This is a genomic window from Streptomyces sp. NPDC091412, assembly GCF_044756885.1.
GTDB lineage: Bacteria > Actinomycetota > Actinomycetes > Streptomycetales > Streptomycetaceae > Streptomyces.
This window is the reverse complement of record NZ_JBIVTV010000001.1, coordinates 704302-728270: the sequence shown is the minus strand read 5'-3', so window position 1 is coordinate 728270 and position 23969 is coordinate 704302. Positions and strand designations below refer to the sequence as shown.

General features: G+C 72.5%; 22 protein-coding genes. 14 read left to right on the top strand and 8 right to left on the bottom strand.

Annotation, left to right across the window (positions count from 1 at the left end):
• Positions 1–4: 4 nt before the first annotated feature.
• Entirely contained in the window at positions 5–1801 is a 1797-nt protein-coding gene (locus ACIQMV_RS03295) for an AMP-dependent synthetase/ligase (RefSeq protein ID WP_402590745.1), read from the bottom strand.
• A 241-nt stretch (positions 1802–2042) separates the two neighbouring features.
• Here ACIQMV_RS03295 and ACIQMV_RS03290 point away from each other — a divergent pair, with 241 nt between their 5' ends.
• The 6 genes from ACIQMV_RS03290 to ACIQMV_RS03265 all read left to right on the top strand — a co-directional run bounded on the left by ACIQMV_RS03290 (position 2043) and on the right by ACIQMV_RS03265 (position 7301).
• Positions 2043–2840, top strand: a complete 798-nt coding sequence (locus ACIQMV_RS03290; RefSeq protein WP_141361654.1) for a metallophosphoesterase — start codon at positions 2043–2045, stop codon at positions 2838–2840.
• Between the two features lie 145 nt (positions 2841–2985).
• Positions 2986–3429 (top strand): SRPBCC family protein, encoded by a 444-nt coding sequence (locus ACIQMV_RS03285; RefSeq protein ID WP_141361656.1) that lies wholly within the window; start codon positions 2986–2988, stop codon positions 3427–3429.
• Between the two features lie 161 nt (positions 3430–3590).
• Positions 3591–4760: an ArsA family ATPase gene (locus ACIQMV_RS03280; RefSeq protein ID WP_402590742.1), complete on the top strand. Its 1170-nt coding sequence runs from the start codon at positions 3591–3593 to the stop codon at positions 4758–4760.
• Positions 4761–4817: 57 nt separating this feature from the next.
• The gene (locus ACIQMV_RS03275; protein WP_402590740.1) at positions 4818–5399 is read left to right on the top strand and encodes a DUF5304 domain-containing protein; all 582 of its coding nucleotides are present in this window, start codon (positions 4818–4820) and stop codon (positions 5397–5399) included.
• Between the two features lie 101 nt (positions 5400–5500).
• Positions 5501–6454 (top strand): ROK family glucokinase, encoded by a 954-nt coding sequence (locus tag ACIQMV_RS03270; RefSeq protein WP_402590738.1) that lies wholly within the window; start codon positions 5501–5503, stop codon positions 6452–6454.
• 88 nt (positions 6455–6542) lie between these two features.
• Entirely contained in the window at positions 6543–7301 is a 759-nt protein-coding gene (locus ACIQMV_RS03265) for an endonuclease/exonuclease/phosphatase family protein (protein WP_402590736.1), read from the top strand.
• A gap of 303 nt (positions 7302–7604) precedes the next feature.
• Here ACIQMV_RS03265 and ACIQMV_RS03260 read toward each other — a convergent pair whose 3' ends face one another.
• The gene (locus tag ACIQMV_RS03260) at positions 7605–8366 is read right to left on the bottom strand and encodes a hypothetical protein (protein WP_402590734.1); all 762 of its coding nucleotides are present in this window, start codon (positions 8364–8366) and stop codon (positions 7605–7607) included.
• Positions 8359–9138: a carboxylesterase gene (locus tag ACIQMV_RS03255; RefSeq protein ID WP_141361668.1), complete on the bottom strand. Its 780-nt coding sequence runs from the start codon at positions 9136–9138 to the stop codon at positions 8359–8361. Before ACIQMV_RS03255 ends, ACIQMV_RS03260 begins: the two co-directional genes overlap by 8 nt.
• A 146-nt stretch (positions 9139–9284) precedes the next feature.
• On the opposite strand from ACIQMV_RS03255, the gene ACIQMV_RS03250 reads away from it, so the two are divergent.
• The 4 genes from ACIQMV_RS03250 to ACIQMV_RS03235 all read left to right on the top strand — a co-directional run bounded on the left by ACIQMV_RS03250 (position 9285) and on the right by ACIQMV_RS03235 (position 13276).
• A complete protein-coding gene (locus tag ACIQMV_RS03250) occupies positions 9285–10079 on the top strand; it encodes a 1-acyl-sn-glycerol-3-phosphate acyltransferase (RefSeq protein ID WP_141366742.1) in 795 nt (264 codons plus the stop codon).
• Positions 10080–10102: 23 nt separating this feature from the next.
• A complete protein-coding gene (gene macS / locus ACIQMV_RS03245) occupies positions 10103–11419 on the top strand; it encodes a MacS family sensor histidine kinase (RefSeq protein ID WP_402590732.1) in 1317 nt (438 codons plus the stop codon).
• The gene (locus ACIQMV_RS03240; protein WP_141361672.1) at positions 11416–12093 is read left to right on the top strand and encodes a response regulator transcription factor; all 678 of its coding nucleotides are present in this window, start codon (positions 11416–11418) and stop codon (positions 12091–12093) included. The genes macS and ACIQMV_RS03240 overlap by 4 nt, the downstream gene beginning before the upstream one ends.
• Before the next feature lie 154 nt (positions 12094–12247).
• Positions 12248–13276 (top strand): 6-phosphofructokinase, encoded by a 1029-nt coding sequence (locus ACIQMV_RS03235; RefSeq protein ID WP_141361674.1) that lies wholly within the window; start codon positions 12248–12250, stop codon positions 13274–13276.
• A 79-nt stretch (positions 13277–13355) separates the two neighbouring features.
• Here the strand turns inward: ACIQMV_RS03235 and ACIQMV_RS03230 are convergent, their stop codons facing one another.
• The gene (locus ACIQMV_RS03230; RefSeq protein WP_402590729.1) at positions 13356–15278 is read right to left on the bottom strand and encodes an anthranilate synthase family protein; all 1923 of its coding nucleotides are present in this window, start codon (positions 15276–15278) and stop codon (positions 13356–13358) included.
• Between the two features lie 478 nt (positions 15279–15756).
• On the opposite strand from ACIQMV_RS03230, the gene ACIQMV_RS03225 reads away from it, so the two are divergent.
• The 3 genes from ACIQMV_RS03225 to ACIQMV_RS03215 all read left to right on the top strand — a co-directional run bounded on the left by ACIQMV_RS03225 (position 15757) and on the right by ACIQMV_RS03215 (position 18780).
• Positions 15757–16905, top strand: a complete 1149-nt coding sequence (locus ACIQMV_RS03225; protein ID WP_402590727.1) for a glycoside hydrolase domain-containing protein — start codon at positions 15757–15759, stop codon at positions 16903–16905.
• A gap of 96 nt (positions 16906–17001) precedes the next feature.
• Complete coding sequence (locus ACIQMV_RS03220) at positions 17002–18354, top strand: class II 3-deoxy-7-phosphoheptulonate synthase (protein ID WP_402590725.1); 1353 nt, start codon at positions 17002–17004, stop codon at positions 18352–18354.
• Between the two features lie 165 nt (positions 18355–18519).
• Entirely contained in the window at positions 18520–18780 is a 261-nt protein-coding gene (locus ACIQMV_RS03215) for a bacterioferritin-associated ferredoxin (RefSeq protein WP_141361682.1), read from the top strand.
• A gap of 21 nt (positions 18781–18801) precedes the next feature.
• Here ACIQMV_RS03215 and bfr read toward each other — a convergent pair whose 3' ends face one another.
• Positions 18802–19320, bottom strand: a complete 519-nt coding sequence (bfr, locus tag ACIQMV_RS03210) for a bacterioferritin (RefSeq protein ID WP_141361684.1) — start codon at positions 19318–19320, stop codon at positions 18802–18804.
• Between the two features lie 154 nt (positions 19321–19474).
• Between bfr and ACIQMV_RS03205 the strand changes: the two genes are divergently transcribed.
• A complete protein-coding gene (locus ACIQMV_RS03205; protein WP_141361687.1) occupies positions 19475–20131 on the top strand; it encodes a sulfite oxidase-like oxidoreductase in 657 nt (218 codons plus the stop codon).
• Between the two features lie 42 nt (positions 20132–20173).
• Here ACIQMV_RS03205 and ACIQMV_RS03200 read toward each other — a convergent pair whose 3' ends face one another.
• The 3 genes from ACIQMV_RS03200 to ACIQMV_RS03190 all read right to left on the bottom strand — a co-directional run bounded on the left by ACIQMV_RS03200 (position 20174) and on the right by ACIQMV_RS03190 (position 23969).
• Positions 20174–21064: a deoxyribonuclease IV gene (locus ACIQMV_RS03200; protein ID WP_402590722.1), complete on the bottom strand. Its 891-nt coding sequence runs from the start codon at positions 21062–21064 to the stop codon at positions 20174–20176.
• 48 nt (positions 21065–21112) lie between these two features.
• Complete coding sequence (gene pknB, locus ACIQMV_RS03195) at positions 21113–23065, bottom strand: Stk1 family PASTA domain-containing Ser/Thr kinase (protein WP_402590720.1); 1953 nt, start codon at positions 23063–23065, stop codon at positions 21113–21115.
• 109 nt (positions 23066–23174) lie between these two features.
• On the bottom strand, positions 23175–23969 hold the full coding sequence (locus ACIQMV_RS03190) for a thiazole synthase (protein WP_402590718.1): 795 nt from the start codon (positions 23967–23969) through the stop codon (positions 23175–23177).

The window sequence follows — 23969 nt, the reverse complement described above, 5'->3', positions numbered from 1 at the left end:
CGCGCTACTTGGCGTAGAGCGTCTCGATCTCGTCCGCGAAGTCCTGTGCCACCACGTTCCGCTTGAGCTTCAGCGACGGGGTGAGGTGACCCGAGTCCTCCGTGAGCTGGGAGGGCAGGATGCGGAACTTGCGCACCGACTCCGCCTTCGACACCGCGGCGTTGCCGTCGTCGACCGCCGCCTGGATCGCCGCGTTCAGGTCCGGGTCGTCGCGCAGCGTCTGCGCCGTGGAGTCGGCCGGCTTGCCGTGCTCGGCGCACCAGCGGCGCAGGAACTCCTCGTCGAGGGTGACCAGCGCGCCGACGAACGGCCGCCCGTCGCCCACCACCATGCACTCCGCGACCAGCGCGTGCGCCCGGATACGGTCCTCGATCACGGCCGGGGCGACGTTCTTGCCGCCGGCGGTGACGATGATCTCCTTCTTGCGGCCGGTGATCCTGAGGTAGCCGTCCTCGTCGAGGGTGCCGATGTCACCGGTGTGGAACCAGCCGTCGGCCAGCGCCTCCCGGGTCGCGCCGGGGTTGTTCCAGTACTCCTTGAACAGGTGCTCGCCGTGCAGCAGCACCTCCCCGTCGTCGGCGATGCGGATCACCGAGCCGGGCAGCGGCTGGCCGACCGTGCCGATCTTCTGCCGGTCCCAGGGGTTGAAGGCGGTCGCCGCGCAGGACTCGGTCAGGCCGTAGCCCTCCAGGACCGTGAAGCCGATACCGCGGTAGAAGTGCCCGAGGCGCTCGCCGAGCGGGGCGCCGCCGGAGATGGCGTACTCGCCGCGCCCGCCGAGCACCGCGCGCAGCTTGCCGTAGACCAGCTTGTCGAACACCTTGTGCTTGATCCGCAGCCCGAGCGAGGGGCCCGAGGGGCTGTCCAGCTCCTTGCTGTAGGCGATCGCCGTGTCGGCCGCCTTGTCGAAGATCCGGCCCTTGCCGTCCCCCTGCGCCTTGGCGCGCGCCCCGTTGTAGACCTTCTCGAAGACCCGCGGGACACCGAGGATCAGCGTGGGGCGGAACGCGGCCAGCTCGTCGGTGAGGTTCTTGATGTCCGGGACGCAGCCCAGCTTGATCGGCGCCATCATCGGGGCGACCTGGACCAGCCGGCCGAAGACGTGCGCCAGCGGCAGGAAGAGCAGCACCGAGCACTCGCCCGTGCGGAACAGGGGGCGCAGCCGCTCCACGACGTTGCCGCACTCGGCGAAGAAGGCGCGGTGGGTGAGCACGCAGCCCTTGGGGCGGCCGGTCGTGCCGCTGGTGTACACGATGGTCGCCGGGTCGTCGGCCTTCGCCAGCGAGCCGCGCTCCTCCACCATGGCGTCGCTGATGTCCCGCCCGGCCCGGCCGAGCTCCTCGATCGCGCCGTCCTCGATCTGCCAGACGTTCTTCAGCGCGGGCAGCGTGTCGCGCACCGCGTCGACGGCGGCGGCGTGCTGGTCCAGCTCCACGACGCAGGCGGTCGCGCCCGAGTCGCCGAGGATCCACCGCACCTGCTCCGGCGAACTGGTCTCGTACACCGGCACGGTGATCGCGCCCGCGCTCCAGATCGCGAAGTCCAGCAGCGTCCACTCGTAGCGCGTACGGGACATCAGGCCCACCCGGTCGCCGGGCTGGATGCCGGAGGCGATCAGCCCCTTGGCGGCGGCGTGCACCTCGGCGAGGAAGGCCCGTGCCGTGACGTCCCGCCAGGCGCCGTCCACCTTGCGCGCGATGACGGCGACGTCGGGATGCTGCGCGGCGTTTCTGCGGACGATGTCGGTCAGATTCCCGTCCGCAGGGACCTCGTACAGAGCCGGAAGGCTGAACTCGCGCAAGACTGCTGCTCCTCATAGGGCGCCGGCGCCACGACGTTGTTGAAATCCAGAAACGACTGGACGGGCCGGACGTTACCCGTCGGTATGCTTCTTCGACAGGGGGATCCGGCGAGATGTTCGCTGCGTCACACGGATCGATGTTCCCCTGCGCACAGTAGTCGACCCGCCGAATGACCGGCCAGTAACGCCGTTTCCGGCCGCCACTGTTCACGTATGCCACGCCCGCCTACGCTTGATCGTCATGGCACCCACACCGGCCCGTCACGGCAGAACGCGTATCCATGTGGTCAGCGACGTGCACGGCAACGCGCGCGACCTGGCCCGAGCCGGAGAGGGCGCCGACGCCCTGGTGTGCCTCGGCGACCTGATCCTCTTCCTCGACTACGCCGACCACTCGCGCGGGATCTTCCCCGACCTGTTCGGCGTGGAGAACGCCGACCGCATCGTCGCGCTGCGCACCGCCCGCCGCTTCACCGAGGCACGCGAGTTCGGCGCCCGGCTGTGGGCGGGCATCGACGGTGACCGGGCCACGGTGATGGAGCAGGCGGTGCGCAAGCAGTACGCGGAACTCTTCGCCGTGTTCCCCACCCCGACGTACGCCACCTACGGCAACGTCGACATGCCGGCCCTGTGGCAGGAGTACGCCCGCGAGGGCACCACCGTGCTCGACGGTCAGCGGGTGGAGATCGGCGGCCGTGTTTTCGGCTTCGTCGGCGGCGGTCTGCGCACGCCCATGCGCACCCCGTTCGAGATCGGCGACGAGGAGTACGCGGCGAAGATCGAGGCGGTCGGCGAGGTCGACGTGCTGTGCACGCACATCCCGCCCGAGGTGCCGGAACTCGTCTACGACACCGTCGCGCGCCGCTTCGAACGGGGCAGCCGGGCCCTGCTGGAGGCCATCCGCCGCACCCGGCCCCGGTACGCCCTCTTCGGCCATGTCCACCAGCCGCTGGTACGGCGGATGAGGATCGGCGCGACCGAATGCGTGAACGTGGGGCACTTCGCCGGGAGCGGCCGGCCCTGGGTGCTCGAATGGTGAGCATTCCGGCCGAGCGCGCAGGTGGGGGTGGAGTCCGGCGGTCGGCCGCGCGGTAGCCTTCACGCTGCACACACGTGCGCACGAGGAGCGCACCCCCGGCCTCACCCGGCCGCACTACCGGCCCGCATCTGGAGGAGCCACGGCGATGGCGGAACACACCAGCTCGAGCATCACGATCGAGGCGCCACCGGCCGAGGTCATGGAGGTGATCGCCGACTTCGCCCGCTACCCCGACTGGACCGGCGAGGTGAAGGAGGCCGAGGTCCTCAAGACCGACGGCCAGGGCCGTGCCCATCAGGTCCGCCTGGTCATGGACGCGGGCGCCATCAAGGACGACCAGACCCTCGCGTACACCTGGACCGGTGACCACGAGGTCTCCTGGACCCTGGTGAAGTCCCAGATGCTGCGCTCCCTGGACGGCTCCTACGTCCTCAGGCCCGCGGGCGTGTACGCCACCGAGGTGACCTACCGCCTCACCGTCGACGTCAAGATCCCCATGCTCGGCATGATCAAGCGCAAGGCCGAGAAGGTCATCATCGACCGCGCCCTCGCGGGCCTGAAGAAGCGCGTGGAGTCGGGCGAGAAGTAAGGCCCGCCCGGCCCGCGGGCGGTCCCGGACCGACGGCGCGGGCCCACCCGCGACACGCGTCGCCGGGCGTCGGCGCGACGGAGCCGGAGGCCGCGCCGCCGACACCGGCGGAGGGCGCCCGTGGGCGACCGGGACGTCAAAGCCAGCTACCGTTCAACGTCATGCGCACCCTCCTGATCACGGGCCCGGGCGGCAGCGGCCGTACGACCGTTTCCGCCGCCACCGCCCTGACCGCAGCCCGTGACGGCGTCGACACCCTCGTGCTCAGCGCCGACCGAACGGACTCCCTCGGCGCGGCGCTCGGGGTGCCGACGGGTGCGGAGCCGGTGCCCGTCGCGCCGCGGCTGACCGCCTGGCGCCCCGACGCGGCGGCCGGCTTCCGGGCCGACCTCACCGCCTTCCAGGACCGCGCGGGCAACGTACTGGACCTTCTCGGGGCCTCCCGCCTGGACACCGAGGAGGTCACGCCGCTGCCGGGCGCCGAGGAACTCGCCCTGCTGCGCGCGCTGCGCGACGCGGCCCTGTCGGAGCGGTTCGAACTGCTGGTCGTCGACCTGCCCCCGGCACCGCAGGCACTCGCCCTGCTCGCGCTGCCCGGGGAACTGCGCCGCTATCTGCGCCGGCTGCTCCCGCCCGAGCGGCAGGCGGCCCGCGCTCTGCGGCCGGTGCTCGGCCGCCTCGCCGGCGTCCCCATGCCGGCCGAGTGGCTGTACGAGACGGCGGCACGCTGGGACGTCGAACTCGCCGCCGTGGCCGCGGTCCTCGCCGACCGCGCCACCCGCGTACGCCTGGTCGCCGAGCCCGGCCCGGCCGGCGCCGACGCCGTCCGCAGCGCCGCCCTGGGCCTGGCCGTGCGCGGACTGGCCGTGGAGTGCCTGGTCGCCGGCCGGGTCCTGCCGGAGACCGCCGCGGACTCCTGGCTGGCCGGTCCGGTCGCACAGCAGCGCAAGACCCTCGACGAGTGGCGGGAGACGTACGCCGTCCACCCGGCCGCCCACCTGGGCCGGGACCCGCGCGGCCTGGACGATCTCGCCGCCCTCGCCGTGCCCGGCGTGAACCCGGCGAGCGCGCCGGTCGAGTGGCCCGTGACCGACCGGCTCACCGAGGACGGGGTCCTCGTGTGGCACATCCCGCTGCCCGGCGCCATACGCGAGGAACTGGACCTCATCCGGCTCGGCGACGAACTCGCGGTCACCGCCGGGCCGTTCCGCCGTGTCGTACCGCTGCCCTCGGCCCTGCGCCGGTGCACCGTCGACGGGGCCGCCCTGCGCGACGGCGAGCTGCGGATCCGGTTCGCGCCGGACCCCGCGCTGTGGCCCCGCGAGAGATGAACCGCGTACCCCCGTTCGGGTAACGTCGTAGGGACGAACCGTAGTCAGGAGTCCGCCATGAGCGAAGAGCGCCCACCGTCCGACGCCGCTCGGGACGACGCCGCTCAGGAGGAGCCCGGCGGCCGTGGGGACACCCCCCGTTCGAGCGAAGCCGAGAAGCCGGGGGAGCGGCGCGCCACGGACACCGACGCCTGGTCCACGGCCTGTGCCGAGGACCTCGCCGCGGAGCAGGCCCGCCGCCGCGAGCGGTACGGCCCGCCGCCGGGCTCGGCCGCCGAGGAACTGCGCAAGTTCGTCGACACCGTCGCCGACAGGCTGTCGTCGCTCCAGGCACCGCTGCTCGGCGCGCTCGCCGGACCCGCTGCCGAGCAGGTGGTGCGGCAGATGGTCCAGCAGGCCAAGGCGGCCGTCGAGCCGGTCGTGGAGCGCAACCCCGAGGTCTTCGAACATCTGGCGGCGGCCGGCGGCGAACTCCTCGCCGCGTACCGCTCGGCCGTCGAGTCCCAGGAGCACCGCTGGACGTCGTCAGGCACGGGCGGGTCCTCGCGGGACGAACCCGGCGAGCCGGACACCGGCTCCGACGACCGCCGCGACCCCGGTGAGGGCACCGGCGGCGGCGAGCGCATCGACGTGGACTGACCGGCCGGACGACTTGGACCAGCGTCCGGAGGACGCGAATCCGACGGCAGGGCCTCGGGTACGGTTGGCCGTAGCGGGGCTCGACCGGAACTGAGGGATTCATGGGACTCACCATCGGCGTCGACATCGGCGGCACGAAGATCGCGGCCGGCGTGGTCGACGAGGAAGGCAACATCCTCTCGACCTTCAAGGTGCCGACCCCCAGTACGCCCGAGGCCATCGTGGACGCCATCGCCTCGGCGGTGGAGGGCGCACGCGCGGGGCACGAGATCGTCGGTGTGGGCATCGGCGCCGCCGGATACGTCAACCGGCAGCGCTCCACGGTCTACTTCGCGCCCAACATCGACTGGCGCAACGAGCCGCTGAAGGAGGAGGTCGAGGCGCGCGTCGGCCTGCCGGTCGTCGTGGAGAACGACGCCAACGCCGCGGCCTGGGGCGAGTACAAGTTCGGCGCCGGCAAGGGCCACCGCAACGTCATCTGCATCACGCTCGGCACCGGCCTGGGCGGCGGCATCGTCATCGGCAACAAGCTGCGCCGCGGCCACTTCGGCGTGGCCGCCGAGTTCGGCCACATCCGGATGGTCCCGGACGGCCTGCTGTGCGGCTGCGGCTCGCAGGGCTGCTGGGAGCAGTACGCCTCCGGGCGCGCCCTGGTGCGGTACGCCAAGCAGCGCGCCAACGCCGCCCCCGAGAGCGCGGAGGTGCTGCTCGCCCTCGGTGACGGCACCCCCGACGGCATCGAGGGCAAGCACATCTCCGTGGCCGCCCGCCAGGGCTGCCCGGTGGCCGTCGACTCCTACCGTGAGCTGGCGCGCTGGGTGGGCGCCGGCCTGGCCGACCTGGCCTCGCTGTTCGACCCGTCCGCGTTCATCGTCGGCGGCGGTCTCTCCGACGAGGGCGAGCTGGTCCTGGATCCGATCCGCAAGTCCTACAAGCGCTGGCTGGTCGGCGGCAACTGGCGCCCGGTCGCCGACGTCCTCGCCGCCCAGCTCGGCAACGAGGCAGGTCTGGTGGGCGCCGCGGACCTCGCCCGGGAGCCCGACCCGATCATGTAGTGCCGGTCGCACCCCGAGCGCGCCCACCGTCCCCGTCCGGCCGGGACCGGTGGGCGTCGCCGTACCCGCTCCGACACGGCCGCGGCGTATGTTGATCGTCATGCTGCTGCCCAACTCCCGTACGGAGCCCGATGGTTCCGCCGTCATCCGCGTCCTGAGCCACAACATCCGGTCGATGCGGGACGACACCGAGGCGCTGGCCCGGGTGATCCGCGCCTGTGCGCCCGATCTCGTCCTCGTGCAGGAGGCGCCGCGCTTCTTCCGCTGGCGCAAGAAGCTGGCCCGGCTCGCGGCGGCCGCCGACCTGGTCATCCTCACCGGCGGCGCGACGGCCGCGGGCCCGGCGATCCTCTGCTCGCTCCGGGCCGTCGTGGAGCGCACCGAGGACGTACTGCTGCCGCTCACCCCCGGACTGCACCGGCGGGGCCTCGCGACGGCGGTCGTCCGGTTCGGGGGCGCCCGGCTCGGCGTCGTCAGCTGCCACCTCTCGCTCGACGCGGACGAGCGGTACGAGCAGGCCGGTGAGCTTCTGGACCGGCTGGCGGGGATGGGTGTGGAACACGCGGTGGCGGGCGGAGACCTCAACGAGCGGCCGGACGGGCCGGCGTTCCGGCGGCTGGCCGGCTCGCTCCAGGACGGCTGGGCCACCGCCCCCTGGGGCGCGGAGGACACCTGGACGTCCGCCGATCCGCACCGGCGCATCGACGCGGTCTTCGCCACCCGCGGCGTCGAGGTCCTCGGCTGCGGGGTGCCCCTCGGCCGGCCCGGCGTGACGGAGGCGGACCTGAGGGCGGCCACGGACCACCTGCCGGTGCTGGCCGCCCTCAGGGTCCCGGCGCTTGCCTAGTGCTGTGACCGGAAAGGTTCACCGGCTCGTGACGCCCGGCACGGCACTCCCCCAGCCTTCGGCCGGGGGTACCCCCACGCCGCGTTGTCGCATCACCCGAGTACATCCCGTACGCGGGCAATGCTCCGCCTTGCGAGGCTCCCCCACTGCCTGAAGGGCGTGGGAGGTGCCCCCAGCACCGGACGCCGCGAGCTTCCCGGCAAACCTTTCCGGCCACAGCACTGGTGCTGTGACCGGAAGCCGGCTGCAGGACCGGGGTCCGGTGCGCGGGGCCGACGTCCGGTCGGCCGGTCGGCCCCGGGCTCAGACCACCGCCCCGCGGCCCGGGTCGTCCTCGTCGTCGTCGCCCGGCTTCATACGCATCACCAGCGTCGCGAAGCCGCCCAGGAAGCCGCCGATGCCGAGTATGGTCAGCCACCACGTCATGTCCCAGCCGAGCAGGACGGCCAGCAGGAGCAGGACGGGCCCGCCGATCACCGCGAGCCAGGCGAACTTCGCGGTCGGGTCGGCGGACGGCAGCGGGGGCGGCTCCGGCGGGACGAAATGGCCCTCGTCGCCCTCCTCGAAGTCTTCGTCGGACGGTTCGGCGAGCGAGTAGTCGCGCGGCCCCGCACCGGACTTGCCGACACCGGGAGCGAAGGAGACCGAGCTGCCCAGCCGGCCGGACGGGCCCTCCGTGCTCCCCCCGCCCTCGCCGTCCTTGCCGCTCTCGTCGTTCGTGTCGCCCTGGGCGTCCTCGGCCCTGCCGTCCTTCCTCTCCTTCCACAGCTTCTCGTCGGGCGTCCCGGGGTCCGGCGGCAGCGCCAGGTCCTCGATCGGCCGGAACGGCCTGGAGCCCGGCGGGTCCGGCGGCTCCGCGCCGTACCCGGCGACGATCGCCGCCCACGCGGCCGCCTCGTCGAAGGCGACGCCTTCCTTCCCGGCGGGCACACCGGGCTCGGCGGGCTGCTCGGTCGGCCCGACGGCATCCGCCGGCCCGACGGGGCCGGCCGGCGTGACCGGTTCGGCCGGTTCCACCGGCTCGCGGCCGTCGAGGTCCTCGCGGTCGGAGTCGTGCTCAGCCACCTGCGGTCGTCCCTTCCTTGCCGACACTGGGTGCGAGCCGGCCGATGAAGGCGTAGCTCTCATCGAAGATCCGGTCCGCGTCGTGGTCCAACGTCGCGACGTGGTAGCTGTGTTCCAGCAGGACCTCCGTGACGTCCGTGGAGGAGACCCGGCCGAGGATCCGGGCCGAGTCGACCGGCGGCACCACGTGGTCCTGCGGGCTGCGCAGAAGCAGCAGCGGCTGGGTGACCTGCGGCAGCTCGCCGTCGACCATCCGGAAGAAGTTCCTGAGCGAGTGCGCGGCGTGCAGCGGCACCCGGTCGTACCCCAGCTCGGCGGCGCCCTCCAGCGCGATGTCGCTCGCGATGCCCTTCGTGGTCCGTACGACATGGCGGGCCACCGGCAGGGCGTACGCGGACAGTCCGTGCACCTTGTTGGCCGGGTTGACGACCACGACGCCCGCGAGCGCGTCCCCGTGCCGGGCGGCCAGCCGCAGCGCCAGCGCGCCGCCCATGGACAGTCCGGCCACGAACACCCGCGTGCAGGACTCGCGCAGGACACGCAGCTCGCGGTCCACCTCCGCGTACCAGTCCGGCCAGCCGGTGAGCTGCATGTCCTCCCAGCGCGTGCCGTGCCCGGGCAGCAGCGGGAGCGAGACGGTCAGACCGCGCTCGGCGAGGTACCGCCCCCAGGGGCGCAGGGACTGGGGGGAACCGGTGAAGCCGTGGCAGAGGAGGACGCCGACCTCCCCGCCCTCGTGGCGGAACGGCTCGGCTCCGGGGAGCACCGGCACGTTGCTCTCCTGTGGTCGTCGATTGCAGGTACTTCACCGTACGCGACCGCACTGACACCGACCAGGGCCGTCGGTCCCACGGGTCGTACCCGGCGGTATCGTCTGATCGACACACACAGGAAGGCACTCGGTTGTTCTACGGCACGATGAAGGTCGCCATCGGGGGGCCGCTGAAGCTCGCCTTCCGGCCCTGGGTGGAAGGCATGGAGAACATCCCGGCCGAGGGCCCCGCCATACTGGCGAGCAATCACCTGTCCTTCTCGGACTCCTTCTTCCTGCCTTCGGTGCTCCACCGCAAGGTCACCTTCATCGCCAAGGCCGAGTACTTCACCACGCCGGGTGTGAAGGGCCGGCTGACGGCCGCGTTCTTCAAGGGCGTGGGCCAGCTCCCCGTGGACCGCTCCGGGTCGCGCGGCGCGGGTGAGGCGGCGGTGAAGAGCGGCATAGAGGTGCTGGAGCGAGGCGAGCTGTTCGGCATCTACCCGGAGGGCACCCGTTCGCCCGACGGCCGCCTCTACCGAGGCAAGCCGGGCGGCCTGGCCCGCGTCGCCCTGGCCACCGGAGCGCCCGTCATCCCGGTCGCCATGATCGACACGGAGAAGATCCAGCCTCCCGGGAAGGTCGTACCCAAGCTGATGCGCCCGGGCATACGCATCGGCAAGCCGCTGGACTTCAGCCGCTACCGGGGCCTCGCGCACGACCGTTTCGTGCTGCGGGCGGTGACGGACGAGGTCATGTACGAGATCATGAACCTTTCCGGCCAGGAGTACGTCGACATCTACGCGACCGCGGCCAAGCGGCAGATCGCGGAGGCGGCCAAGGCCGGGAAGGAAGCGGGGAAGGCGGCGGGAAAGACGGCCGACGAGGCCCGGAAGGCGGCGAAGGCGTCGCCCGGACCGGCCGGGACGGAAGAGGCCGAGAAGGAGAAGCAGGCGGAGTAGGGCGAACCGCCAAGGGGGGGGACATGCCGAAGCGGCAACGCGTGATGAGGATGTCGGTCGAGCAGCCGCTGTGGCGCGCGCTCGCCGGATACCGGGTGCTGACCATGCTCTACGCGGTCGGCCTGTTCACCACCGGCTACGGCCGGTTCCCGCGCCCCTGGGTCGCCATCGGCTACTACTGCGTGCTGTCCGTGTGGACCCTGGCCACGCTGCCCAAGGTCGCGAACGCCGCGAGCTGCACCAAGCGCTTCCTGGCCGCCGACCTCGCCCTGGCGCTGACCGGCATCCTCCTCACCCCCGTCGCCGACACCCAGGCGCGGATCGCGGACGGCGGCCCGACCCTGCCGTCGATCTGGACCGCCGGCTCCGTCCTCGCCTTCGCCGTCAAGGGCGGCTGGCGCTGGGCCGCCGTCGCCTCCACCGCGGTCGCCCTCGCCAACCTGGTCGAGCGCGGCGCCCCGACCCGCGACACCGTGCACAACGTGATCCTGGTCTGGGTCGCCTCCATCGCCATCGGCTACGTCGTCGAGGTCGCCCGCGCCTCCGAGCGCACCCTCGCCCGCGCCCTGGAGATCGAGGCGGCCACCCGTGAACGGGAGCGCCTGGCCCGGGACATCCACGACGGCGTGCTCCAGGTGCTGGCCATGGTGCAGCGGCGTGGCGCGGTCGTCGGAGGCGAGGCCGCCGAACTGGGCCGGCTGGCGGGTGAGCAGGAGGTGGCGCTGCGCACCCTGGTCGCCGGCGGGCTGGTCCCGCTCCCCGGGGCGTCGAGGGACATGTCCGGAGATACGGCCGGGGGCGCGGTCGTCCGGACCGTCGACGAGGACACGGACGACGACGCCGACGGGCCCGTGGATCTGCGCGCGCTGCTCGCCCCGTACGCCGGCGCCCGGATCAGCCTCGCCGAACCGGGCGCCCCGGTGCTGCTGCGGCCCGCCGCCGCCCACGAGGTGGCCGCCGCCGTCGGGGCCGCCCTGGACAACGTCCGCCGGCACGCGGGCGAGGACGCGCGGGCCTGGATCCTGGTCGAGGACGAGCCGGAGTCGGTGATCGTGACCGTGCGGGACGACGGTCCCGGCATCCCCGAGGGGCGGCTCGCCCAGGCCGAGGGTGAGGGCCGGCTCGGTGTGGCCCTGTCGATCCGGGGCCGGCTGCGCGACATCGGCGGCACCGCCGAGCTGATCTCGGTGCCCGGCCAGGGCACGGAGGTCGAACTGAACGTGCCCAAGAACACGAACACCACGAACGACAGCGAGAACACGAACACCACGAACGACAGCGAGAACACGAAGAGCGCGAAGGGCGCGCCGTGGACACGGGGGAAGGCGGAGAGCCGATGAGCGCGGAGCAGGGCCCGATCAAGGTGATGGTGGTCGACGACCACCCGATGTGGCGCGACGCCGTGGCCCGCGACCTGGCCGAGTCCGGCTTCGAGGTGGTCGCCACCGCGGGCGACGGCGAGCAGGCGGTGCGCCGCGCCCGGGCCGCCGCGCCCGACGTGCTCGTGCTCGACCTGAACCTGCCCGCGAAGCCCGGGGTCCAGGTCTGCAAGGAACTCGTCGGCGCCAACCCGGCGTTGCGCGTGCTGGTGCTGTCCGCGAGCGGTGAACACGCCGATGTGCTGGAGGCCGTGAAGTCGGGCGCGACGGGCTACCTGCTGAAGTCGGCCTCGACCCGGGAACTGCTGGACGCGGTGCGCCGCACGGCCGTGGGCGACCCGGTGTTCACACCGGGGCTCGCGGGCCTGGTGCTCGGCGAGTACCGGCGGCTGGCCGCCGAGCCCGCGCCCGCCGCGGACGCCGGTGAGCCGAAGGCGCCCCGGCTCACCGACCGCGAGACCGAGGTGCTGCGGCTGGTCGCCAAGGGCCTGAGCTACAAGCAGATCGCCGAGCGCCTGGTGATCTCCCACCGCACGGTCCAGAACCACGTGCAGAACACCCTGGGCAAGCTCCAGTTGCACAACCGGGTGGAGCTGGTGCGGTACGCCATCGAGCGCGGGCTCGACGGCGAGTAAAGCCGCGTACGCGCGGCAACCACCCTTTCGAGTGGATTCGCCTTGATCAACTACCCGACAATTCAGTGGAATTGACTCTCCGCCCCATGCCGAAGTGATGTGCGTCACCATTAGCGTGACCTTCACCAGGCAACCGCGGCGAAGGGACTTTTCCATGCGGGTCGGAGTACTGACCGGAGGCGGCGACTGCCCCGGGCTCAACGCCGTCATCCGGGGCATCGTCCGCAAGGGCGTGCAGGAGTACGGCTATGACTTCGTCGGCTTCCGGGACGGCTGGCGGGGCCCACTCGAGAACGACGCCATCCGTCTCGACATCCCCGCGGTGCGCGGCATCCTGCCCCGCGGCGGCACCATCCTCGGCTCCTCGCGGACCAACCCCCTCAAGCAGGAGGACGGCATCCGGCGGATCAAGGACAATCTCGCCAAGCAGGAGGTCGAGGCGCTCGTCGCGATCGGCGGCGAGGACACCCTCGGCGTCGCCGCGCGGCTGAGCGACGAGTACGGCGTGCCCTGCGTGGGCGTGCCCAAGACCATCGACAACGACCTGTCGGCCACCGACTACACCTTCGGCTTCGACACCGCGGTCGGCATCGCCACCGAGGCGATCGACCGGCTGCACACCACCGCCGAGTCCCATATGCGGGTCCTGGTCTGCGAGGTGATGGGCCGTCACGCCGGCTGGATCGCCCTGCACTCCGGCCTCGCCGGTGGCGCGAACGTCATCCTCATCCCCGAGCAGCGTTTCGACGTCGACCAGGTGTGCGCCTGGATCACCTCCCGCTTCAAGGCGTCCTACGCCCCGATCGTCGTCGTCGCCGAGGGCGCCATGCCCAAGGACGGCGACATGGTCCTGAAGGACGCCTCGCTCGACTCCTTCGGGCACGTGCGGCTGTCCGGGGTCGGCGAGTGGCTGGCCAAGGAGATCGAGGCGCGCACCGGCAAGGAGGCCCGGACCACCGTCCTCGGCCACATCCAGCGCGGTGGCACGCCCAGCGCCTTCGACCGCTGGCTGGCCACCCGGTTCGGGCTGCACGCCATCGACTGCGTCCGCGACGGCGACTTCGGCAAGATGGTCGCCCTGCGCGGCACCGACATCGTCCGCGTCCCGATCGCGGAGGCCACCGTCAAGCTGAAGACGGTCGACCCGAAGCGGTACGAGGAGGTCGGGGTCTTCTTCGGCTGACCCGCCACCGGCCTCCCGCGGACCGCGCCGAGGGCGCCGTCGACCTGACCGGCGGCGCCCTCGGCGCGCGCGTACCCGGTTACCGGACGGGCCGCGGCTCGCAGTGCGTGCCGGCGCCGCTCAACTGCTCGGCCAGCAGCGCGCGGACGATCGCCTGGCCGTTCAGCGTCAGCACGGACTCGGGGTGGAACTGCACCGACGCGAACCTCGCGGAGCGCAACGCGTGCACCTCACCGGACGCGCTCCGGCTGACCTCGATTCCGTGCGCGGACAGCTCGGCGTGCGCCTCGTCGTCGCAGCGCGCCACGTAGCTGTTGTAGAAGCCCACGGTCTCGGCCCGGCCGAACAGGTCGATCCCGGTCTGGGCGCCCTGGTGGGGCACTTCCTTGCGGACGATGTCCAGGCCGAGTTCGGCCGCGATCAGCTCGTGTCCGAGGCAGACCCCGAGAACGCCGTGCCGGTGCCCGGTGAGCACTTCCGCGGTCAGCGCGCGCAGCAGCCGCATCTTCGGGTCGTCCGGATCGCACGGGTCGCCGGGACCCGGGCCGAGGACGACCGGCCCCTGGTGCGCGAGCACGGCCGCGCGCAGTCCGGGCTCGTCGTAGCGGCGCACGGTGACGGTCAGCCCCGACGACCGCAGCACGTGCGCGAGCATCGCGGTGAAGGTGTCCTCGCCGTCCACGACCAGGGTGTGCCCGGTGAGCCCCGGCGCGCCTTCCCCTGCCTCCGACTGCGCCCGTGCGGCGGAGACCCCGTTCTGCATCCGCAGCCAGAACGGCGCGAGCATCGCGCGCCGCCCGTCCAGCGCCGCCCGCACCCGGGGGTCGTCGGCGAGCCGGGGCCGCGACCGCTCCGCGCGCGGCCGTGCGGGCCGTACGCCCAGCGCCGCCAGCACGCCCGCCGCCTTCGCGTGCGTCTCGGCGACCTCGCCCGCCGGGTCCGAGCCGCGGACGAGGGTGGCGCCGACCGGCACGCGCAGCCGGCCACGGGCGTCGATGTCGGCGGTGCGGATGAGGATGGGGGAGTCCAGGATCTGGGCGCCGCCGGAGTCGCGGCCGAGGAGGGCGAGGGCACCGGCGTAGTAGCCGCGCCCGCCGGTCTCGTGGCGTTCGATGACCCGGCAGGCGTTCTGCACCGGCGACCCGGTGACGGTCGCGGCGAACATGGTCTCCTTGAGCACCTCGCGCACGTCCAGGGAGGACCGGCCGCGCAACTCGTACTCGGTGTGCGCGAGGTGCGCCATCTCCTTCAGACGCGGGCCGACGACCACCCCGCCCATGTCCCCGACGGTGCACATCATCTTGAGCTCCTCGTCGACGACCATCGACAGCTCCTCGATCTCCTTGCCGTCGGCGAGGAAACCCAGCAGGTGCTCGGGCGTCGGCCCCTCGGCCGGGTAGCGGTACGTCCCGCTGATCGGGTTCATCACGACCGTCCCGCCGGACATGCGCACGTGCACCTCGGGGCTGGCGCCGACCAGGGTCCGGTCCCCGGTGTGCACGACGAACGTCCAGTACGCCCCCCGCTCGCCCTCCAGCAGCCGCCGGAACAGCGCCAGCGCGTCGGCCCGCCCGAAGCCCGGGACCTCCCCCTCGTACGTCCTACGGATCACGAAGTTCGCGCCCTCGCCCGCGCCGATCTCCTCGCGCAGCACCCGCCCGACGATCTCCGCGTACTCCTCGTCGCCGACGTCGAAGCCGCCGCCCTCCACACGCACCTGGTGCGCGGGGAGCTGCGCCAGGGCCTCGGCGAGCGGGACCGTGCCCGTCTCCTCGGGCGTCAGCACCAGTAGCGGGGTGCCGTCGTCCCGGACGTCGAAGCCGCGCTCGCGGATCTGCCGGAACGGTACGAGCGCCAGGCCCTCGTCGGGTAGGTCGGCCAGGTGGTCGCGGGCGGTCACCGGGCCGAGCAGCACCTCGACCAGGTCCTGGTCGTGCCCCGGGGTACGGCGGCGCAGCAGGGCGAACGGGCGGGGGTCGTGCAGCAGCCGTGCCAGGTCCATGGGTTCCTCTTCCGTCGATGCCGGTCGATGCCGGTCGATGCCGGTTGATGCCGGTTGATGCCGGTTGATGTCGGTGAGGAACGGCCAAGGCGCCGGAAACGCCGAAGGCCGCCCCTCGGGCGGCCTTCGCGAAGTGTGGGATACGCGCAGTCAGCGGGCCGCCGGAGGAGCGGTCCACCACCAGTTCTGGTTCTGGGTCGAGTGCGCGAACATGCCCGGCACCCTACCGCATCGGGCCGCCGCGCGGCCCCGTCCGGCCCTCGGCGGCCGTGTCGCCCGTACGCAGCACAGGCCGGTTTCCGGCGGCCGCGCGGGGTGGAAGGACGGTCCGCGTCGACCGTGTGCCGCTCGGGCCCCGGCGTTCGCCGCGCGCTCGTGCCCGACCGAGGAGTACGCCATTCCCGCACCACGATCGCCCCACCCGGCACGGCCCCGCCTCCGTACGAGGCGTGCGCTGAGCGCGCTGAGCGCCTGCGCGGTGCTCGCCGCCGCCGCGCCGGCCGCCGCCCGGCCGGCGGCCGACGACGCCACGAAGACCGTCAGCTACCGCGGTCACACGTTCACCGTCCCGGCCGGCTGGCCCGTCGTCGACCTCGACCAGGAGCCGACCGCCTGCGTCCGCTTCGACCGGCACGCCGTCTACCTCGGCACCCCCGGCGAGCACCAGGACTGCCCGGCCCGTGCCGTCGGGCGCACCGAGGTCCTCTGGGTGCAGCCCGCGGTGGCGGCGAAGGCCTCGGTGACCGAGGACCGCACGTCCCGCGTCTACCGGGCGACCGCCACCAACGAGGGAATCTCCATCACGGCCCCGTACGGCGAGGACCGCGCGGAGATCCAGCGGGTGCTGCGCAGCGCCGGACTGCCCGTCGCCACCGCACGCGCCGCGGGGCCCGCCCGGGCGCCGAGCGCGGGCGCCGTGCCCGCCGACGCGACCGCGTACCAGGGCAGGGGCTTCGACACCTGCACCGCTCCCAGCCGGACGGCCATGAACGCCTGGAGGTCCGGCTCGCCGTACCGGGCCGTCGGCGTCTACATCGGCGGGGTCAACCGCGCCTGCGCCCAGGCGAGGCTGACCGCCGAGTGGGTGCGCACGCAGTACGCGAACGGGTGGCGCTTCTTCCCGCTCTACGTCGGCCCGCAGCCCTCCTCCGGCGCCGGCAGCTGCCAGAACTCCTGCGCGTCGATCACCGATCCGGTGCCGCAGGGCAAGGAGGCCGCGGAGGACGCGGCCGCCCAGGCGGTGGCGCTCGGCTTCGCCAAGGGGGCGGTGCTCTACAACGACCTGGAGCAGTACGCGACGGGCGGCACCCTCACCAAGCGCGTACTCGGCTATCTGGAGGCCTGGACCGAGCGGCTGCACGAGCTGGGCTACCGGTCCGGCGCGTACGGCAGCGTCTCGTCCCTGGTCGCCGACCTGGTCGGCAACGCCGGGAAGGTCACCCTGCCCGACGTGATCCACTTCGCGCACTGGAACGACGAGAACAGCACCCTCCACACCGCCATCCCGGCCCACCTGTGGGCTGGTCACCAGCGCATCCACCAGTACGCGGGCAACAGGACCGAGACGTACGGCGCGGTGACCATCAACATCGACCGGGACCAGCTGGACGTCGGCACCGGCGACTGAACGGTGCCGGGCGGGACGTCCCGCGACCGGGCGCCGTCCGTCTCATTGGATGAACGGAGGAAGGGACCCGCCGGGCGACCCCGTAATCTTGGTGGGGTGACCGTGAACGCTAAGACCAGCGCGAGCGCTGGCAACACCTGGCGAGACCTGCCCGCGGCGCAGCAGCCCGAGTACCCCGACACCGAGGCTCTGCGCGCAGTGATCGCGGACCTCGAGTCGTATCCGCCGCTCGTCTTCGCGGGCGAGTGTGACCAGCTGCGCGCCCGGATGGCGGCCGTCGCCAAGGGAGAGGCGTTCCTCCTCCAGGGCGGCGACTGCGCCGAGGCGTTCGACGCGGTGTCCGCCGACCACATCCGCAACAAGCTCAAGACCCTGCTCCAGATGGGCGCCGTGCTGACGTACGCCGCCTCGGTGCCGGTGGTCAAGGTCGGCCGGATCGCCGGCCAGTACTCCAAGCCGCGCTCCAAGCCGACCGAGACCCGCGACGGCGTGACCCTGCCGACCTACCGCGGCGACTCCGTCAACGGCTTCGACTTCACCGAGGCCGCCCGGGTCCCGAACCCCGAGCGGCTGAAGCGGATGTACCACGCGTCCGCCTCCACGCTGAACCTGGTGCGCGCCTTCACCACCGGCGGCTACGCCGACCTGCGCCAGGTGCACGCCTGGAACCAGGACTTCGTGAAGTCCTCCCCGTCCGGCCAGCGCTACGAGCAGCTCGCGCGCGAGATCGACAACGCGCTGAACTTCATGCGGGCCTGCGGCACGGACCCGGAGGAGTTCAAGACCGTCGAGTTCTTCTCCTCGCACGAGGCGCTGCTGCTCGACTACGAATCGGCGCTGACCCGCGTCGACTCGCGCACCGGGCAGCTGTACGACGTCTCCGGGCACATGGTGTGGATCGGCGAGCGCACTCGGCAGCTGGACCACGCGCACATCGAGTTCGCCTCGCGCATCCGCAACCCGATCGGCGTCAAGCTGGGCCCGACGACCACGCCCGAGGAGGCACTGCGGTACATCGACCGCCTCGACCCCGAGCGGGAGCCGGGCCGGCTGACGTTCATCGTCCGCATGGGCGCCGACAAGATCCGCGACCGGCTCCCCGAGCTGGTGGAGAAGGTCACGGCCTCGGGTGCGGTGGTGGCCTGGGTGACCGACCCGATGCACGGCAACACCTTCGAGGCGGCCTCCGGTCACAAGACCCGCCGCTTCGACGACGTGCTCGACGAGGTCAAGGGCTTCTTCGAGGTGCACAAGGGGCTCGGCACGCACCCCGGCGGCATCCATGTGGAGCTGACCGGCGACGATGTCACCGAGTGCGTCGGCGGCGGGGACGAGATCTTCGTCGACGACCTGCACCAGCGCTACGAGACGGCCTGCGACCCGCGTCTGAACCGCAGCCAGTCCCTGGACCTGGCGTTCCTGGTCGCGGAGATGTACCGGGACCAGTGAGGCGCGCGCCCCTCGCGGGAGCGTGAACGTGAAGTGGGGCGCGGATCACATGGGATCCGCGCCCCATCCCCTTTTCGGGCATTCGTGCGGTGAGTAAGGTTAGGTTTGCCTCACCGAGAAGTCGGGACGGCACCATGGAACCGATCCCGGCGGGAGGTGAACCGCGTGTACGTGTGCAGTTGCTTCGGTGTCACCGAGCAGCAGGTCAAGCAGCACGCGGACAACGGCGCCTGCACGCCCCGCAAGATCGCCTCCGCCTGCAAGGCGGGCACGGACTGCGGCGGGTGCGTACGCCGCATCCAGGCGCTGCTCGGCCGCGGCACCTGCCCGCGGCGCGAGCTGATCGACCAGGGCGGCCCGGCGCTCGCGCCGCTCACGGGCGGGGCTTCCGGCGCGAGCCCGAAGGAGCTGGGCGACGCCGCCTAGGTGTCCAGGCCACTGGCCGCCTCAGGGGCTGGAGAAGCCGTGCGTTCCGGGGCCCGACGGGTCCGGCTGGCTCTGCTCGACCACGGTCGAGAGGTAGAGCGCCTCACCCAGCTTGTCGACCAGCTCCAGCTGGGTGTCCAGGTAGTCGATGTGGTGCTCCTCGTCGGCGAGGATCGCCTCGAAGATGTTCGCCGACGTGATGTCGTTCTTGTCGCGCATCAGGTCCACGCCCCGGCGCAGCCGGTCGATGGCCTCGACCTCGATCTGCCGGTCGGCCCGGAACATCTCGGCCACCGTCTGCCCGACCTGGACGTGGAAGAGGCGCTGATAGTTCGGCAGGCCGTCCAGCAGCAGGATCCGGTCGGTCAGGAGCTCCGCGTGCCGCATCTCGTCGAACGACTCGTCGCGGGTGTACTTGGCGAGCTTCGTCCAGCCCTTGTGGTCCTGGATCTTGGAGTGCAGGAAGTACTGGTTGATCGCGGTGAGCTCGGCGGTCAGCTGCTCGTTGAGCAGTTCGATCACCTCGGGGTCGCCTTGCATGGCGGCGGGGCTCCTTCCGGACGTCTCTGGGCCGATCTCGCGCATGATTGCACCGGCACACACGGCCGTCCAGTAAGTGCATACTTAGTGCGAGTTGTCCGAATCGCCCCCCGGCTGGTCATGTGCACCCTCTCCGGTCTGTCAGGATGGAGTCATGGGTCAGCCGGTGGAACGCGCGTCAGGGGACGCGTCTGGAGCAGTGCCGACGGGGGCGGCGCAGCCGGAACTTCCGCCGGGACAGCGGCTCCAGCGCGGCTGGCCGGTCACGCACTACGGGCCGGTGCCCAAGTTCCGGTCCGAGCGCTGGGACTTCCGGGTCTTCGGCGCCACCGCCGACGGCGAGAAGCACTGCTGGACCCACGAGGAGTTCACGGCCCTTCCGTACACCACCGTGGTGGCCGACCTGCACTGCGTCACGAAGTACAGCATGGTCGGCGCCGAGTGGGGCGGCATCCCCGCGCGCACCGTCCTGGACATCGCCCCGCCCGCGGCGAACGTCACCCATGTGATGGTGTGGGCGGAGTACGGGTTCAGCTCCAACCTGCGCCTGTCCGACTTCACCTCGGAGCGCACCCTCTTCGCCACCCACAAGGACGGCGAACTGCTCACCGCCGAGCACGGCTTCCCGCTCCGCCTGATCGTCCCCCACCTGTACGCCTGGAAGGGCCCCAAGTGGGTCCGTGGCGTGGAGTACATGACCGCCGACCGCCGCGGCTTCTGGGAGGAACGCGGCTACCACAACCTCGGCGACCCCTGGAAGGAACAGCGCTACTCCTACCAGGAGGAACCGGGAGACGGGCCGGAACTCTGACGCCGGCCCCGGCGGCCGTCCCGGTGACGGGTCACCCCTCCGTCATCCGTCCCTGAGCCGCTTCAGGCGCTCCACGTCCGCCGTGTGTCCCTCCTTGCCGCCCGGGGTCTCGATGATCAGCGGGACGCCCTGGGTGGCGGGGTGGGTCATCAGGGCGCGGAAGGGGTCCTCGCCGATGTGGCCGGCGCCGATGTTCTCGTGCCGGTCCTTGTGCGCGCCGGCCACGTCCTTGGAGTCGTTGGCGTGGATCAGCCGCAGCCGGCCCTCGCCGACCGTCTCCACCAGCAGGTCCAGCGTCCGGTGCATGCCGTCCGGGCCGGTCAGGTCGTGCCCGGCCGCGAATATGTGGCAGGTGTCCAGGCACACGCCCAGCCTCGGGTGGGCGTCCAGCGCCTCGAAGTACGGCCCGAAGTCCCAGGTGCGCGAGCACAGCGAGGCACCCTGGCCGGCGGTGGACTCCAGGAGCAGATACGGGTCGTCGTCGTGGGTGAGCTCGTCGAGCAGCGGAAGCATGTGCTCCCGCACCTGCTTCAGTGCGACGGACCGGTCCCGGCCGCCGGTCGCGCTCCCGGTGTGCACGACGACGCCCAGCGCGCCGATCTCCCGGCCGCGCCGCAGCGAGTGCCGCAACGACTCCACCGACCGCTCCACGGTCGCCTCGGTGTGCGAGCCGAAGTTGATCAGGTACGGGGCGTGGACGTACGCCGGAACCGACTGCTCCGCGCAGGCCGCGCGGAACTGCTCGTCCTGCCGCGGGTTGCCCGCGGGCGTGGCCCAGCCGCGCGGATTGGCGACGAAGACCTGCACGGTCTCGGCCCCGAGGTCACGGGCGTAGGACAGGCCCACGGAGTGCAGCCCGCCGGCGACGGGCACATGGCCGCCGATCGGGTTGCGGGAGGGGCCGGGGAGAGGGCGGGACCGCTGACTGCTCACCCGTTCAGGGTGTCACGTGCCCGGCGGCCGGTGGCCGCCGGGCGGCCGTCACCGGATGGTGATCGTTATCGTCGAGCCCTTCGGTGCCCGGTCTCCGCCCTTCACCGACTGCTTCTTGACGGTGTCGCCGAACAGTCCGAGCAGCCCGCGGTCCTCCTGCACCTGGAAGCCGGCCTTCTGGAGGGTGTTCTTCGCGTCGCCGACGCTGTTGCCGGTCACGTCCGGCACCTCGACCATCTCCGGACCCTTGGACAGCGTCAGTGTGACCGTGTCGCCCTGGGCGGCCTGGCTGTCGCCCTCCGGGCTCTGCCGGGCGACCCGGCCCTTGTCGTAATCGGAGTTGACCTGCTCCGCGGAGATCCGCACCTTCAGGCCGGCGTCCTGAAGCTCGGACCGCGCCTTGTCCAGGTCGTCGCCGGTGACGTCCGGCACGTCCACCGCGCGGCCCTTGCTGACGGTGAGCGCGATCGCCGAGCCGGCCCGCCGCTCGGTGCCCGCCTCGGGGTCCGTGCCGATCACGGCGTCGTGGGGGACGTCGTCGCTGAACTCCCGGCTCACCATGCCCGGCTCCAGGCCCTCCTTCTTCAGCAGGCTCCGGGCCTCGCCCAGCCGGTGGCCCTTCAGGTCGGGCACCCGCACGGTCTCGGGCCCGTCGGAGACCGTGAGCGTCACCGAGTCGTGGCTGCGGATCCGCGCGCCCGCCTGCGGGTCGGTGCTGATGACCGTGCCGCGCCCGACCGTGTCGCTGTAGGCGTGCTCGACGCGGTCGACGCCGAGACCGGCCTCCTTGAGCCGCTCCCTGGCCTGCGCCTCGGTCTTCGCCAGCAGCGGCGGGACCTTCGTGAACTGTCCGGAGTTGATGTACCACACGCCCCCGCCGGCCCCGAGGACCAGCAGGACGGCGACGACCACCGTGAGCAGTGTGCGCCGGGGCCGCCCGGGACGTGCCGCGCCGGCCGGCGGCTGCGGGGGCGGGGGAGCCTGAAGACGGCTGGTGCGGTTGAGGGCGGCCTCGGACCGCGCGCCGTCCCCACCGGTCCCGCCGTCCCCGCCGCCGATCCGCGTCGTCAGCGCGCGCGGGATGACGCTCGTACGGTCCTCCGCGTTGTCGTGCTCCGCGGTGAGGGCCTGCGGCGGCAGTGCGTCCAGCTGGTCCTGGCCGAGCGCGGACCGCGCCTCGCGGACCCGCGCGAGCAGCGCGACCGCGTCGTGCGGCCGGATGTCCGGGGTGCGCGCGGTGGCCTCCGCGACCAGTTCGTCCAGCTCGAAGGCGAGTCCCGGCACGGCGGCCGACGGGGCCGGCACGTCCTCGTGGAGGTGCTGGTACAGCACCTGGGCGGGGGACTCCCCCTGGTGGGGCTTGCCGCCGGTCAGCATCTCGTACAGCACGACCCCGCACGCGTACACATCGACCCGGGGGTCGGCGGTGCCGCGCTCGATCTGCTCCGGCGCCAGGTAGGAGACGGTGCCGAGGACGGCACCGGTGGTGTTCGTCACCGTGTCCACGGACCGCACCAACCCGAAGTCGGCGACCTTGACCCGGCCGTCGTCGCCTATCAGGACGTTCTCCGGCTTCATGTCGCGGTGCACGAACCCGGCCCGGTGCGCGGCCCCCAGCGCGGCGAGCACCGGCTCCAGGATGTCCAGCGCCGCGCGCGGCTGGAGCGCCCCGCGCTCGCGCAGCACGTCGCGCAGGGTGCAGCCGGCCACGTACTCCATGGCGAGGTACACGTACGACCCGTCCGTGCCCTGGTCGAAGACCTGCACGACGTTCGGGTGGGCCAGCCGCGCGACCGACTTGGCCTCCCGGATGAACCGCTCCACGAACGAGCCGTCGGCCGCGAGCGCGGGGTGCATCACCTTGAGCGCGAGGACCCGGTCCAGGCGGGTGTCCAGGGCCCGGTAGACCGTGGCCATCCCGCCGACGGCGATCCGCGCGTCGACGCGATAACGGCCGTCGAGCACCTGCCCGACGAGAGGGTCCTGAAGGGTCGTATCCACGCAGGCGAGTCTACGAGCCGCCACGGACACGCACCGATCGCGGACGCTCTCGCGGCGGGACTGAAGCCGACCTGTGACGCGGCCCACGCGCCGGTGGGAGGAGGTGGGCCTAGAAGGCCGGCCGCTCCGGATCCAGTCCGGCCAGGCCCTCGGCCGGGGACGACGCCTGAGCGAAGTGCCGCTTGGGGATCCGCCCGGCCAGCCGGGCCAGCCGCCCCGCCTCCACGGCGGACCGCATCGCCGCGGCCATCATCACCGGCTCCTGCGCCCGCGTCACCGCCGAGGCGAGCATCACCCCGGCACACCCCAGCTCCATGGCCAGCGCCACGTCCGAGGCCGTACCGGCCCCGGCGTCCAGGATCACCGGCACGCGCGCGTGCTCCACGATCAGCTGGAAGTTGTGCGGGTTGCGGATGCCGAGCCCGGACCCGATGGGCGAGCCCAGGGGCATGACCGCGGCGCAGCCCACGTCCTCCAGCTTCCGCGCCAGCACCGGATCGTCGTTCGTGTACGGCAGCACCGTGAACCCGTCGTCGACCAGCGTCTCCGCCGCGTCCAGCAGCTCGATCGGGTCCGGCAGCAGCGTGCGCTCGTCGGCGACGACCTCCAGCTTGACGAGGTCCGTGCCCAGCGCCTCCCGCGCCAGCCGGGCGGTGAGCACCGCCTCACCCGCGGTGAAGCAGCCCGCGGTGTTGGGCAGCACCCGGATCCCGAGCGACTCCAGCACCGACAGCACGGAGCCGTGCGCCGAGGGGTCCACCCGCCGCATGGCGACCGTGGTCAGCTCGGTGCCGGAGGCCGTGAGCGCCCGCTCCAGCACCTCCGGGCTGGGCGCGCCGCCGGTGCCCATGATCAGCCGGGAGGTGAAGGACGTACCACCGAGGACGAAGGGATCGTCGGCCAT

Bases quoted from the DNA above. Each gene is read 5' to 3' on its own strand.
- ACIQMV_RS03290 (WP_141361654.1), top strand. From the start codon at position 2,043: ATGGCACCCACACCGGCCCGTCACGGCAGAACGCGTATCCATGTGGTC.
- ACIQMV_RS03285 (WP_141361656.1), top strand. From the start codon at position 2,986: ATGGCGGAACACACCAGCTCGAGCATCACGATCGAGGCGCCACCGGCC.
- ACIQMV_RS03280 (WP_402590742.1), top strand. From the start codon at position 3,591: ATGCGCACCCTCCTGATCACGGGCCCGGGCGGCAGCGGCCGTACGACC.
- ACIQMV_RS03275 (WP_402590740.1), top strand. From the start codon at position 4,818: ATGAGCGAAGAGCGCCCACCGTCCGACGCCGCTCGGGACGACGCCGCT.
- ACIQMV_RS03270 (WP_402590738.1), top strand. From the start codon at position 5,501: ATGGGACTCACCATCGGCGTCGACATCGGCGGCACGAAGATCGCGGCC.
- ACIQMV_RS03265 (WP_402590736.1), top strand. From the start codon at position 6,543: ATGTTGATCGTCATGCTGCTGCCCAACTCCCGTACGGAGCCCGATGGT.
- ACIQMV_RS03250 (WP_141366742.1), top strand. From the start codon at position 9,285: ATGAAGGTCGCCATCGGGGGGCCGCTGAAGCTCGCCTTCCGGCCCTGG.
- macS (WP_402590732.1), top strand. From the start codon at position 10,103: ATGCCGAAGCGGCAACGCGTGATGAGGATGTCGGTCGAGCAGCCGCTG.
- ACIQMV_RS03240 (WP_141361672.1), top strand. From the start codon at position 11,416: ATGAGCGCGGAGCAGGGCCCGATCAAGGTGATGGTGGTCGACGACCAC.
- ACIQMV_RS03235 (WP_141361674.1), top strand. From the start codon at position 12,248: ATGCGGGTCGGAGTACTGACCGGAGGCGGCGACTGCCCCGGGCTCAAC.
- ACIQMV_RS03230 (WP_402590729.1), bottom strand. From the start codon at position 15,278: ATGGACCTGGCACGGCTGCTGCACGACCCCCGCCCGTTCGCCCTGCTG.
- bfr (WP_141361684.1), bottom strand. From the start codon at position 19,320: ATGCAAGGCGACCCCGAGGTGATCGAACTGCTCAACGAGCAGCTGACC.
- ACIQMV_RS03205 (WP_141361687.1), top strand. From the start codon at position 19,475: ATGGGTCAGCCGGTGGAACGCGCGTCAGGGGACGCGTCTGGAGCAGTG.
- ACIQMV_RS03190 (WP_402590718.1), bottom strand. From the start codon at position 23,969: ATGGCCGACGATCCCTTCGTCCTCGGTGGTACGTCCTTCACCTCCCGG.